This is a genomic window from Pantoea sp. EKM101V (assembly GCF_011800325.1).
Lineage (GTDB): Bacteria > Pseudomonadota > Gammaproteobacteria > Enterobacterales > Enterobacteriaceae > Pantoea > Pantoea anthophila.
This window is the reverse complement of the sequence record NZ_JAALFP010000004.1, coordinates 331,279-344,323: the sequence shown is the minus strand read 5'-3', so window position 1 is coordinate 344,323 and position 13,045 is coordinate 331,279. Positions and strand designations below refer to the sequence as shown.

Here is a 13,045-nt window from a genome sequence, read left to right as displayed (position 1 = left end):
TAAGGGGCGGGCGTCCGCCCCTTGACGCGTCCGCCTGCACGGGCAGGCTGAAACTCCCTCACGCCTGGCGGGCGAAATCTTCTCAGAGCCAGCCCGCCGCCAGGTAAACACTCCCTCACGCCTGGCGGGCGAAACCTTCCCAGAGCCAGCCCACCGCCAGGTGAAAACGCCCCGCGCCTGGCAGGCCCCCCCACCATTAACTCACTAACATCAGCTCCCGCTCCTCGTTCAGTGGCGTGTTCAGCAGCGACAGCAGGATGTTTTTCACCGCCTGCGCGGAAGGCGACAGCGGCAACCGCGCGGAGATGTTCAGCGACAGCGGCAGACTGAGTGAGGGACTGTTGATGCGCGCCATCCAGGCATCCGTCGAGCCCACCAGCGAACGGGCGGCGGATTCCGGTAATACGGTTACGCCCATGCCGCTGGAAATGGCGGCGGTCAGGGTAGAAATCGATTCAATCTCACCGATAATGCGGGCGCTCAGGCGACGCAGGGAGAACGCCTCATCAACCCGCTTACGCACCGCACTGTAGTCGCGCGGCAGGAACAGGCTCATCTGCGCCACATCCGCCAGATCGACACTGGCTCCCGGGCAGTCGGTGGCGCCCACCAGATAGAGATCCTCTTTCATCAGCGGCATGCTGTTGATCCCGGCGGTGGGCGCGCGGTCGTAGAGCACCGCCATATCCAGCTGACCGGACATCACTTTCTCATTCAGTACGCTGCCGCTGTTTTCGTGCAGGTAGACCAGGACTTCAGGAAACTGATCGCGAACGGTCTGCAGCAGCGGCATCGTCAGCGAAGAGGCTGCGGTGCCTGGTGCCAGACCAATTGAAACCTGACCACTGAGGATCTGACCGGCATTGATGACCGCCGTCTGGGCCTGCTCACACTGGCGCAGAATGGTGCGCGCATGACCATAGAGAATCTTACCGGCCTCTGTCGGCGTGACGCCCCGCTTGGTGCGGATCAGTAACTGCTGATCCAGTTCATTCTCCAGCGTGGCGACCTGCTGACTGAGTGCAGGCTGGGCGATATGCAGCACTTCCGCTGCCTGCGTCAGACTGCCGATATCGACGATTTTCACAAAGTATTTCAGTCGTCTTAAATTCATCTTGCCTCCGTCACTAGCCCTGAATAGCGAATAGGATCTGCGTCCTTCGCCTGATGAGAGGGATTTTGCAAGATGCAGGCCAGGTTTAAATCTCGCTCCCTGACCAGGCTCAGGATTTTTCCTAACGGCCCGGAAAATAAGCGTTTCTGATTACCTCTTAGGGGTTAATAAGGATCGGGAATGGCTGAGCCGGGAAGCCAGACCGCCCGGACGCACTGTGACAGTGCATTTGCTGCGAGGCGGGTGTGCAGAAAAGTGATGACGGGTTGTACAGTTTTAGTGCAGTGAAAGGGCATGACATCGGCTGAAGGCCTGTCTGGCCTGCATCGCGGCTTAACCGGCCTGAAAACGATGTAACCGCTATCAGCGGGATTTCTTATCACAAAGCGCCGTGATGAATAAACAGCAGGTGCTGCCCTCTCCCTGTCGCTGAAGAGGGCAACGGTTGCCGGTCAGCGTTTTTTGCGGTTGCGATGCATATCGATAGAGACGGCGGCCACGATAATGATCCCTTTAATAATGTCCTGAATGTAGGCATCGACACCCACGAAGGTGAATCCGCTTTTAATCAGGCCGAGGATCACCGCACCAATCAATGTACCCGTGATACGCCCGACGCCGCCCATCAGACTGCTGCCACCGATAACGGCTGCAGCAATGGCGTCCAGCTCGTAGGACATCCCCATGCTTGACTGACCGCTGCTGACGCGCGCCGCCAGAACCACACCAGCCAGACCCGACAGGGCACCCGCAATGGTGTAGACAATGATCAGATACTTATTAACGTTGATCCCGGAGACTTTCGCCGAGGTCATGTTGCCGCCGATGGCATACACATATTTGCCGTAGCGGGTATGTTTCAGGGCGATATGGAACAGCAGCGCGACCGCCAGGAAAATCACGACCGGCATGGCGCCCTGGCCTATGGCGGTAAAGCCGTCAGAGAGGAAGCTGATCGGATTGCCCTGAGTGTAGTACTGCGCAAGGCCGCGAGCCGACACCATCATACCCAGCGTGGCGATAAAGGGCGGAATACCGGTGCGGGTAATCAGCACCCCGTTGACCAGCCCTGCCAGCAGCCCGACCCCGATACCGGCAGCAACCGGGATGACCGCGGGCATATTGACCAGTGACGGAAACATCGGTGAGAGACTGTCGGAGGTCTGTGCCAGACTTGCAGCCACCACCGCCGCCAGGGCGATCACGGAGCCGGAGGAGAGATCGATGCCGGTCGTAATGATGACCTGGGTCACGCCGACGGCAATAATCCCGATAATCGCCACCTGCAGCACAATCAGGATCAGGCGATTGGTGTTGAGCAGGAAAGACTGGTCACGCACATACCAGCCGAACATTTCAAAAATCAGTGCAATCCCCACCATCACCACAAAAATGCCGGTATCTTTTGGCAGCTTATGACGCAGACTGGCAAAAAAAGAGGGTTGCTGCGGGGCTGCCGGGGTGGCAGTAACTTTCATATTGCTCATAGTGGTTTCGCGCCTCATTCGGATGCCAACGACAGAATGGTTTCCTGATCGGCTTCTTCTTTATCGAGGATGCCGGTTATACGCCCGCCGTGCATGACCATCACCCGGTCGCTCATGCCAAGGATTTCCGGCAGTTCAGAGGAGACCATGATGATCGCCACGCCACGGTTGGCGAGTTCACTGATTAAGCGGTAAATCTCCGCTTTTGCGCCGACGTCAATGCCACGGGTCGGCTCGTCCAGAATCAGAATCTTCGGCTGAGCCAGCAGCCAGCGGGCAATCAGGACTTTCTGCTGATTCCCGCCGCTGAGGTTATTGATGATCTGATCCATGGTCGGGGTTTTGATGTTGAGACGGCGGATTTGGTCCATGCAGTCCTGCGCCATCTTCACATGGCTGACAAAGCCGCTTTTACCGCTGTACTCCGGCATATTGACGATGCTCATGTTCTCCATCACTGAGAGCACCAGAAAGAGTCCGGATTTCTTACGGTCTTCGGTCAGGAACGCCATGCCCTTTTCGATCGCGGTGGACGGCGAGTCGATCGTCACCGGTACGCCATCAATTAAGATCTCGCCGCTGTCGAAGCTCTCCATGCCAAACAGACTCTCCATCACCTCGCTGCGACCGGCGCCCACCAGCCCGGCGACGCCGAGGATCTCTCCGCGCCGCACGCTGAAGCTGACATCGGTGAAACGATCTTTGCAGGTGAGGTTTCGCACCGTCAGCACCTCTTCGCCAATGGCGCTGTTAAATTTCGGAAACAGCTGGGTCAGCTCACGCCCGACCATCTGGGTGATCAGCGACTGGCGGGTATACTTCTCCGTCTGGTCGCTGGCGATCCAGCTGCCATCACGGAAAATGCTGACCTCATCGGTGATGGTGAAGATTTCATCCATCTTGTGACTGATGTAGATGATCGCTTTGCCCTGCTCGCGCAGGTCGCGAATGATGGTGAAGAGGTGCGCCACTTCGGTTTCCGTAAGCGCGGAGGTGGGCTCGTCCATGATGACGACGTCCGAGTCCCAGGAGACCGCTCTGGCAATCTCGACCATCTGCTGTGAGGCGATGCTCAGTTCACCCACCATCCGATCGGCTTTCAGGCGGATATTCAGGCGGTTGAGCAGCTCCTGTGTCACCTGATTGAGCCGGGCGTGATCGACAAAACCAAATTTCATCGGCTCGCGGCCCAGCCAGATATTCTCAGCGACGGTCATGTAGGGCACCAGGTTAAGCTCCTGGTGAATCATCGAAATGCCGGAACGCAACGCGTCCATGGTGTCGTGAAACTGCACCGGCTCCCCTTTAATTTTGATGGTGCCCTTATCGGGACGATAGATCCCGATAAGGCACTTCATTAAAGTGGATTTGCCCGCGCCATTTTCGCCCATCAAGGCATGTACCGTTCCCGGACGCACCCGCAACGAGACGTTGTCGAGGGCTTTCACGCCGGGGAAGAACTTGCTGATGCCTTCGGCTTCAAGCGCAAACGCGTTCATACATCACCTCCGTCAGGCTGAGTCGGGAACGATTATTTCAGGTTACGCTGGGTAAACTGCTCCATGTTCTCTTTGGTAATCAGCTGGTAAGGGATGTTGATAATTTTCTGGACCTGTTCGCCTTTCACCAGTTTGATCGCCGTCTGCACCGAGCCTTCGCCCTGCCCCTTCGCATCCTGGAAGACGGTGGCGACCATCTTGCCCTGCTTCAGCATCTGCAGTGCATCCGGTGTACCATCGACGCCAGCAATCAGGATTTTGTTCGGGTTTTTACCCAGTGCCTGCAGCGCACCGATTGCCATTTCATCGTTGTTCGACGCGATAGCATTGATTTCATCACCGGCCGTCATCCAGTTACTGACCACATCCACCGCGTCGTTACGGGTAAATTTGGCGGTCTGCTTCTGAACAATTTTGATGCCAGGATATTTAGCGGCCACCTCTTCCACACCTTTGGTACGGTCGCGGGTCGATTCATTCGCCAGGTCACCCATCAGAATGGCGACGTTGCCTTTGCCGTTCATTGCTTTAGCCAGCGCTTCCATCTGTAACCGGCCGGCCAGTTCTGAATCGGACCCCACATAGGCCATTTTGCCGGTGAGTTCAGCTCCTGGACGGCGGTTAACAAAGATCAGCGGGATGCCCGCTTTGCTCGCCTGATCCATAATCGGTTTTACCGCGTTGGTGTCGACCGGGTTGACGATCAGGGCATCGACACCCTGACCGATAAAGTTCTGCACCTGCTGCAGCTGCTGTGAAACGTCGCCTTTTGCATCCTCAACCTGCCCTTTAACGCCATCTTTCTGCATCTCTTTCTGCATGGCCGTGCGCAGAATGGTGAGGAAGTTGTCATCAAACAGCGCCATTGAGACGCCGACCGAAATATCTTTTGCCATAACCGCGGCAGGTAACATGCAGGCTAACAGTGAGGCGACAATCGTTTTTTTGATGTTCATAGGGACCCTTCTTATTTGTTAACTTGCTCAGCGGCTGTGACCGCGAATGAAAAATATCTTTTACATTCACCCAGCCTGTCTGGCGTCTGTTTCGGGAATTTTGAGGTTAGACTTCGGCTTCTGGCTATTTTTGTGATCGACCACTCCTTTTCACAATCACTTGATCTGCAAACAGTTACTTCCGACCTGCCGTTTCAGTTTCCGAGAAAAGTGGCGACCGTAACGCTAAGCAGTTTATTTATTCCATAAAATCTCGTTTTGAAATTTTTATCATAAAAGCACTGAAACGGCTGTTTTGACATCGGCAAAGAACAAAACTTTGACATGCCTCTAACATCTGCAGAGAAATGCCCGCAAAGTGAGATCCTGTTGGCAGTTTGAAAAGCCAGCAGATTCGGGAAAAATTCACCAATCCGCTGCTTTTACGAGCATCCGAACGCATTTCGTTAAACAGGGCTTTGACAAGCGGGATCGGCGCCGCTAATATTCGCCCCGTTCAAGCGATTCCTCTGTAGTTCAGTCGGTAGAACGGCGGACTGTTAATCCGTATGTCACTGGTTCGAGTCCAGTCAGAGGAGCCAAATTAAAGAAACCAGATGTCTGCTGACGTCTGGTTTTTTGCTTTTTGTCAATGGGTTACCCCTTCTTTCACGTTCACCCTCGTTTACTAAGAACCACCCGAAGCCCTGTCCTTTGATGATAAAAATGCTGGTAATGCGGGTTCGATTTCCCCTTTAAGCAACAAACGAGGGTAGGCTTTCATGTCACTGACTGATATCAGAGCAAAATATCTTCTCTAACAGTGTCTACCCTGCTGTTTCACTTGCTGATGCAAGACAACGGCGTAATGAGACCACAAGGCTTCTTGCTCCATGCATCGACCCTGATGCAAAGAAGCAGGCAGAGGTTGAAGAGCTAAAGGCCAGATGTGATAAGACACGCTGCTTCGCTATAGTGGCCAAAGCCGGTTTTGACACGAAAATAAAATGGTCAAAAGATTCGGGTGATTCCGTATGGAAGCGCCCTGAAACCTGAGCCTTTCCGGCGAGGGGAGATAAAGAAGTTTTTCATACAGGGCGTGGCAGAAAATGAAAGCGCAAATGCCCTCAATATGAGTCTGTTATTCTTTCTTCACGTATTACTCAGCATATAATTGACCTTTATCAATTAAAAATTGATTAACTTTTTACCTTTTAAGGCGACCATGAAGATAATTCCCTCTTTATCCTGACAAGGGAGTTTGTCGAATGGCTATTCCGGTTTATTTATGAAGATGTGCTTATTTTAAATATGCAGATTTAGCTTACGAGAAAATCACGTGGCATATCTGGATGGCAAGATTATTCATCTCTGACCCATGGAAAGGATAAAGGTGAAATGAAATATCTCCTCTTTGCTCTTTGCGTAACATCCTGCGTTGCGACGGCTACGCAGATGGAAGGTTTTGGTGCCAGCTACTACCAGGACGATTCATCCATCTCTGACTACGACACTCACAAAAGCTTAGTGCCGAGTATTATTGTCGGAGATAATGTTTATACGATGGAATTAAGCAGGCTTACAGACATGGCAAAAACGACTGGCGTGACTGTTAATCAAGACAACCATGCATCGTGGCTGTGCCTCGCTTCTGAAGGTGTTAACTACTGGTTTATCTCTGATAATGAGATGGGACATGGGGATTTAACATCAATTGCCATTGCCAGGGCAGAGCAACAAGGAAACTGCTCTCCTTATAAAGGTGATTTGAGCATTACAATCAAGGGAACGCCTTTACTGGATGCTTCATTTGAAAAGATCTCGTCAATCTTCCTGAACAAACCAGATGGAAATATAGTCCAGTACTGTACTAACACAAAAAACTATGGTGATTTTACTCAAATGAACTGCCTCCAGTATTTTTTTGAAAACAAAAGTATCAAAGGTGTGATTATTAGTCAGGTTACATCGAACTAAATATCAGCCTTTCAGAAAAGCCCGCTCAGGGAAACCTGAGCGGGCTTTTTGCTTTTTCGCTTTTGAAAATTGTCACCCGAACCCGCTATAACTTCCCTGGTTTCGCCTTTTCGTCTTTCCTGATCACAGTTTCAGGGGCGCTTATCGGGTTCAGAGGTTTATTGATGCAGACGCAGCATGCTTGAGATCGATGATAGCGCAGCGATCAGACAGGCCAGTCCAAAGAGATAAATGGCGAACTGCGCGTCTGCGCCTTCCATTAAGCCGTTCAATAAGGCTATTACCATCGCAACCAGTGCTGCGCCGATAGATTGGCCTGCCGTTCTTGCCGTTGATAATAGACCTGACGCCGTGACAGTCCGGTTTTTGGCAACGTTCGAAAACATTTCTTTATTGTTTGGCGGAAGAAAAAGCCCATAACCTATGCCGCAAACAGCTACCCGCCAGATGAAATCAGCGGTCGTGGCTGCCTCAGGTAACAGTGCAAGTGATCCTAAACCCAGGCTAAAAATCACTACCCCAACCGTTGAAATCTGAGTGGGATTCAGATGATTCGATAGCCTGCCAGCAACAGGCGCGCAAATAGCTACAGCAATCGGCCAGGGTGTAAAGATGAATGCTGATTTCAGTACAGAGTAGTGATAGGTGTGCTGCAGGACAAAAGGTAAACCCACCATGGCCATCCCCTGAGCGACAAACATTGAAAAGGAGGAAATAACAGCGAAGGAATACCGCCGTGAATGAAAAATATCCAGAGGCAGTAATGGGTGCTTAGATCGCATCTGAGCAATAATGAAAATTGCCATTAATATTCCTGACGTCATGCCGCATAGAATCAGGATGTGACTCTCCCAGCGCCCGATTTGATCGACAGCGACAACCATCAGTCCCAAAGCCGCAGCAGAGGTTAAAGCCCCTCCCCAGTCAAAGCCTTTTTCCCGTTTATCATCAATGCCAAGTGAAATCAGCGCGAACACGGTGGCAAGCACGCCAAGTGGAATATTGATATAAAATAACCAGGGCCAATCGAGCCAGGAGATAATCAAACCACCCAACGCAGGACCGATGGCCGTCCCCACTGCGAAGGCCAGCGCATTCAGTCCCAGAATTGTGCCTAACGCATTAGGGGGAAAAATCACGCGGTAAAGCCCTAATCCCACACTGATCATCACGGCATAACTCACTCCCTGCAGGACCCGCATAGCAACCAGCATACCGAAGGTTGAAGAGAGACTGCACCCCAGCGATGCCAGTGTAAATAACACCATACCCGCTGTATAAAAGCGCCGCTCTCCTAACCTTGATCCCAGCGATGCGCAAATCAGCATCGTCGCCGCGCTAGCGACCTGATAACCGTTGGTAACCCAGATGACCGAGGCTGAATCTACGTGCAGGGCCTCAGCAATAGAGGGCAAGGAAATGTTGACAATGGAACCATCCAGCGCTGCCATGACCACGCCTATCAAAATGGCCGCGGCAGCCAGATAACGCCTGGGCGCTTCAAAACCTTGTTCTAATGTACTACTGCTTACCAACGACATATCCCGGATATCCTTAAGTTTGAAGCACGGTCTCGTCAGTCAGAACCTGACTTAAAAAACTCACAATTCATTGATTTAAAATGAGATTGCCCTGCTACTTATTAAAATCGTAATTGCCATAGGCTGGGAAAACCAGTGAATAAAACCGGGGTGCTCATCGAAAATATTGATGCCCGTGAAATCATTCACAGCGACAGTGGGAGAACAGGCAGGCTGAAGAAATAGCGATGAAAAAAAAGCGGAATCTGTCGTGAAATTTTTCTATCCAGGATTATTCTCTATTAAAAGAACAACCATAATGCTCTGCTCTCAAAATGCAACTTCCTTTTTTATTACTCTCTCCAGGGTGATAGCCGTAAATCTGATGACAAATTTATTAATAAATAATATAAATAATTGCTGTATAGATAGACCATCTTTAAGCATAAGGTTTGAAATGAAGATAAGTGAACTTCTTGCATTCGTGACAGTCGTGGAGACAGGGAACATAACCCAGGCAGCAGAGCGCCTTAATCGAGTGCAGTCAAGTATTTCCCACCGGATCAGGAGCCTGGAAGATAATCTGGACGTAACCTTACTGGATCGAAAAGCCGATGGCTGCACCCTGACACCACAGGGTCAGATACTTTATGACTATGCGCTTAAAATACTGAACCTGGCAGAAGATTGTAAAAACAACATCACCTGTTCGAAAAACAGCCAGTTAAATATAAGAATTGGTATAATAGAGTGTCTGCCGCCCTATATCGTGAGTTCATTAATTGACCTGGGCCATGACCTCGGATGGAATATCGATATCTCGATCGGAAATACTATAAGTCTGCTCAATGCGTTCAACCATAATGAGTTTGACGCCGTCATCGTAGGCGCGGGATTTTCAAACACTCAACATCCCTGCTCTACGCTCCTTTCGAGTGAGCTTGTTATTATTACTGAGAAGAGCTATCCGGATGTTAACGATCTTTCGATTCTGCATGGAGAGGTTTTTTTACTGAGCAGTAAAAAATGTGCGACCACGACGCGGAACTATAATTACCTGTTTAAAGAAGGGCACATTACACCTAAACGTATTGTTGAATGCGGATCTTATCCCGTTTTGTTTTCCAGCATAGCAGCGGGTAAAGGTGTGTCACTTGTATTACGTTGTTCGATCAGTAGCGAAGTAAAAAATAAAATAAAAATTCATGAACTTAACGGTCAGTTCAAGGACTTCAAAATAGAACTGGTTTATCGTACAGAATCTATGCAAATGGATGGCGCTAAATTCAGAGGGATAATCGGCTCCGTTTTTCAGGATCCGCGGCTAAAGACTCCCGGCTACTGAATTTTTATCAGCTTTTCTGTAACCCCTATTTCGCTGAAAAGCCTGTTTCGGCAATACATAAAAACTGGCAGGATAGCAGTTATTTACCAGTGCATTGCCGTTCAGGAAATAACCATCCAGCACAAAAATCAGATTAGGACTATTCGTTAATTACAATTCGATATCCCGCCCCATGCTTCTCGATATAACCAAAACCCTGTTCGCCAAAATGCATGCCGCCGATAAGAATCTTATCGGAACTCACTGCACTCAGTATTCGGGATCGTGTTTCAGCAGCCATATGAGGATCGTAATCAAAGGCTATCGCCACCTCCGGCCTGGCGAGTTGAATATAAGGGAAATGAACAATGTCTCCCCAAATCATTAGACTCTCTCGTTCTCCTTCTATCCGATAGCCCGTATGACCAGGCGTATGCCCCTTCAACGGTATTGCAAAAATGCCAGGAAACGCCTCGCCCTTATCGATCAGACGAAGTTTTTTCTGATACTTTTTAAATATACTTCGGGCCAGAAGAAAATTACCTTTTATACGGTCACTGACTGATGCGAAATTTTCATCGCTTTCAAGATAATTAAATTCGTCACTGCTTAAAATCAACTCAGCATTTTCAAAGACAGCCTCGCCTTCAGAGTTTAACAATCCGCCAATATGATCAGGATGAGCGTGAGTAAGAAGAACCGCATCAATGTCTGCTGGCTGGATATCAAGCCGGCTAAGATTCGCAACCAGCCTGCCGCCCCAGCCCTTTACTCCACCTGCACCGCTATCAATAAGGATATTCTTACCATCACAGCGCACTAAAAAAGCATTAATATGAACAGCATTCAGTTCATTAATTTTTGCGTCGCGTTGAATTCTTTCACACTCTTTGTCATCAACATTCGACAGCATGTTAAAGCCGACTTCAAGGTATCCATCGCTGAGGGCTATCACCTGGATATTACCCAACTCTTTTGCAGGAAAAATGTCATTCATAAAATGCTCCTTAGTTTTTTCCATAAATATTACTTGCGTCAAAAGAAAAACAGCGAATCCTCGCCGAAACGCCTGTCCTTTCCTTAATTAACAAATCAACCTGATGTGTAAATTCTTCCATCAGGGATGCCGTTCTGAAGATCTCCTGTCTTAACCTTGCTTCGAAATAGATTGGCGTGCCAAAACCTATTTCCGCGGTGACATAGCTGATGTGAATATTGTTCTCTTTCGCTTTAAGTATCTCTCGGGCAAGACCAGCTAAAGCGGTTGAGAATGTTGCAAAGGATTCTGCCTCAAAGCGATGGTTTTCAGACGCATAAAGAGTAATGCTGGGCATCCTGTATCGTTTCTCCGTATGATTAGCAGGTGCTTAAGATGGCTTTAAACTGCACTGGCTTACGCTAATATTAAGCGCTTTATTTTTTCTGGATTAGCTACCGCCCCCGTTTCGTGCTCACCATAGCGAAGTTGCTCCACGAACTGCATGCCATCTGCGACTTTCCCAAAAACTGTATATTTCTGATCTAAATATTTCGCTCTTGAAGTCGTGATAAAAAACTGGTGAGTGGCACTATTGGGATGCTTTGAACGCGCCATGCCAACCGTACCCCGTTCAAACGGCAGACTGCTGAATTCTGCATCCAGTACAGGCAAGCGCCAGTGGCCGGCTCGGGAAACTTTTACCGGGTCACCCGTCTGTACCATAAAATCCTTCATGACTCGCGCAAAAGGCATACCTTCGTAAAAACCCGCCTGTACCAGTGCCTTAATACGCTCAACATGCCGTGGTGCTAAATCGGAAAACAGTTGAATAGTCACTGTTCCGCTTTCAAGTTCCATTTTCAGAACATCGCTATGATTCATTACTCCTCTCAGCATACCGGGGAGTAAAAACGAGCCTGCGCACAGGCCCAATCCGCCGCTAATAAACGTTCGTCTATTCATTTTTTCCCATCTCTGATTAAGACTTTTTATCGCCTGCCATGCCGATGGCATTTATCAACACAGTGCAGATAAATTTTTTCACAAACCGATCAGGCTGGATAATTCAGAGTCATTTGTTGGCCTCTATGAATGAAATAATCTCACTGGTTAGCGCGTCAGGCTTTTCAAAATTAGGCAGATGGGCTGCACCGGGTATGGTATGCAACTGTGCATTTCGCTTTTTGGCCAGACGTTGTGCAAAGTCCGGAGGCGTCAGCTGATCCTCGCTTCCCCTGATTACAACAGCCCTCACTCCGGGAATGCTCATATTGGTTAAATCAGTATTGGCAATTGCATATGAACAACCTGCGAATGCTTCGACTGACGTCCGACGCAGCATTTGTTTCATACCATCCGCATAGGGAGAATCAATAAATTCAGGTGTCACCCATTTACTTAAGATTCCCATTTCGAGATGTTCAATACCGTGCTGAAAAACATCTTCAGCACGAGCTCTCCAGAGTGCTGGCGGTGCAGCGTTTACCAGAGCCGTATCCACGATAATCATTCCCTGAACGCGTTCGGGTATCCTGAAACCAATCCACTGCGCAATCGTTCCACCAATTGACACTCCGGCAACATAAAACCTGTCAATGTTAAGGTGATCCAGAACGGCTATGACATCATCTGCTAAATCTGACATTGAAAATTCCGCAGAATCGACGGCGCTCAATCCATGGCCCCGGATATCAAGACGAATAACGCGATAATGTTCGCTCAGGCGTGGCATTTGCAAATCCCAAAGATGCAAATCTGTACCCAGCGAGTGAAGAAGTACCAGCGTTGTCGCATTGGCTGGCCCCTGCACATCGACGTGCTGGGTTAATTTGAGTGGCCGAATAAACATTGGCTATGCCTTATCCCTGTTCTTTATTTATTACGTCGGCTTGCCCAGACAGAGCCCATCAACCGACGACCTGACTCGATGTAAACGTTCAATCCTTCGCTACTAAACATTGCGTTGTCCGCTTAATCCTCTCCTGAGACAGCCTGAAATCAAAGACTCTTAGCTTTAATATTCAATCCTCTGGCGACATCATTAATATAATGATTCGGCCCTGCTCTCTAGCGAATAATTTCGATGCCGCTATCGAATTTATTAATACTGTAATAAATTAAAGCTTTAAATCCTGCTTTAATATATCTGTATTGTGTCAAGCCGCTATACCTGTCATTGCGAAAAATTGATGCTTCACAATGAAAAAACA

Annotated in this window: 11 protein-coding genes, 1 tRNA gene and 1 pseudogene; 4 read left to right on the top strand and 9 right to left on the bottom strand. The window is 49.3% G+C overall.

Features of this window, described 5'->3' with window-relative positions:
- Positions 1-196: 196 nt before the first annotated feature.
- From nac to HFD92_RS09425, 4 genes are all read right to left on the bottom strand, one after another.
- Positions 197-1,114 (bottom strand): nitrogen assimilation transcriptional regulator NAC, encoded by a 918-nt coding sequence (gene nac / locus HFD92_RS09440; protein WP_009089395.1) that lies wholly within the window; start codon positions 1,112-1,114, stop codon positions 197-199.
- Positions 1,115-1,566: 452 nt separating this feature from the next.
- The gene (locus HFD92_RS09435) at positions 1,567-2,592 is read right to left on the bottom strand and encodes an ABC transporter permease (protein WP_181161923.1); all 1,026 of its coding nucleotides are present in this window, start codon (positions 2,590-2,592) and stop codon (positions 1,567-1,569) included.
- 23 nt (positions 2,593-2,615) lie between these two features.
- Positions 2,616-4,100 (bottom strand): sugar ABC transporter ATP-binding protein, encoded by a 1,485-nt coding sequence (locus HFD92_RS09430; RefSeq protein WP_046102148.1) that lies wholly within the window; start codon positions 4,098-4,100, stop codon positions 2,616-2,618.
- Positions 4,101-4,132: 32 nt separating this feature from the next.
- A complete protein-coding gene (locus HFD92_RS09425; RefSeq protein ID WP_009089392.1) occupies positions 4,133-5,056 on the bottom strand; it encodes a sugar ABC transporter substrate-binding protein in 924 nt (307 codons plus the stop codon).
- A gap of 505 nt (positions 5,057-5,561) precedes the next feature.
- Between HFD92_RS09425 and HFD92_RS09420 the strand changes: the two genes are divergently transcribed.
- The 3 genes and pseudogenes from HFD92_RS09420 (at position 5,562) to HFD92_RS09415 (ending at position 7,012) form a co-directional block, all read left to right on the top strand.
- Positions 5,562-5,637, top strand: a tRNA-Asn gene (locus HFD92_RS09420).
- 199 nt (positions 5,638-5,836) lie between these two features.
- Positions 5,837-6,088, top strand: a pseudogene (locus HFD92_RS21895) (integrase); the annotation flags it as partial.
- 345 nt (positions 6,089-6,433) lie between these two features.
- Positions 6,434-7,012, top strand: a complete 579-nt coding sequence (locus tag HFD92_RS09415) for a hypothetical protein (protein ID WP_167428824.1) — start codon at positions 6,434-6,436, stop codon at positions 7,010-7,012.
- Positions 7,013-7,170: 158 nt separating this feature from the next.
- Here the strand turns inward: HFD92_RS09415 and HFD92_RS09410 are convergent, their stop codons facing one another.
- Positions 7,171-8,553 (bottom strand): DHA2 family efflux MFS transporter permease subunit, encoded by a 1,383-nt coding sequence (locus HFD92_RS09410; RefSeq protein ID WP_167428823.1) that lies wholly within the window; start codon positions 8,551-8,553, stop codon positions 7,171-7,173.
- Positions 8,554-8,989: 436 nt separating this feature from the next.
- Between HFD92_RS09410 and HFD92_RS09405 the strand changes: the two genes are divergently transcribed.
- Positions 8,990-9,877, top strand: a complete 888-nt coding sequence (locus HFD92_RS09405; protein WP_111208619.1) for a LysR family transcriptional regulator — start codon at positions 8,990-8,992, stop codon at positions 9,875-9,877.
- 139 nt (positions 9,878-10,016) lie between these two features.
- On the opposite strand, the gene HFD92_RS09400 is transcribed toward HFD92_RS09405, so the two are convergent.
- From HFD92_RS09400 to HFD92_RS09385, 4 genes are all read right to left on the bottom strand, one after another.
- Positions 10,017-10,853, bottom strand: coding sequence for an MBL fold metallo-hydrolase (locus HFD92_RS09400; protein ID WP_111208618.1), 837 nt, complete (start codon positions 10,851-10,853; stop codon positions 10,017-10,019).
- A 10-nt stretch (positions 10,854-10,863) separates the two neighbouring features.
- A complete protein-coding gene (locus HFD92_RS09395; protein ID WP_167428822.1) occupies positions 10,864-11,190 on the bottom strand; it encodes a hypothetical protein in 327 nt (108 codons plus the stop codon).
- 59 nt (positions 11,191-11,249) lie between these two features.
- The gene (locus HFD92_RS09390) at positions 11,250-11,717 is read right to left on the bottom strand and encodes a peptidylprolyl isomerase (protein WP_233501049.1); all 468 of its coding nucleotides are present in this window, start codon (positions 11,715-11,717) and stop codon (positions 11,250-11,252) included.
- Positions 11,718-11,907: 190 nt separating this feature from the next.
- The gene (locus HFD92_RS09385; RefSeq protein WP_111208615.1) at positions 11,908-12,684 is read right to left on the bottom strand and encodes an alpha/beta fold hydrolase; all 777 of its coding nucleotides are present in this window, start codon (positions 12,682-12,684) and stop codon (positions 11,908-11,910) included.
- Between the last annotated feature and the right edge of the window lie 361 nt (positions 12,685-13,045).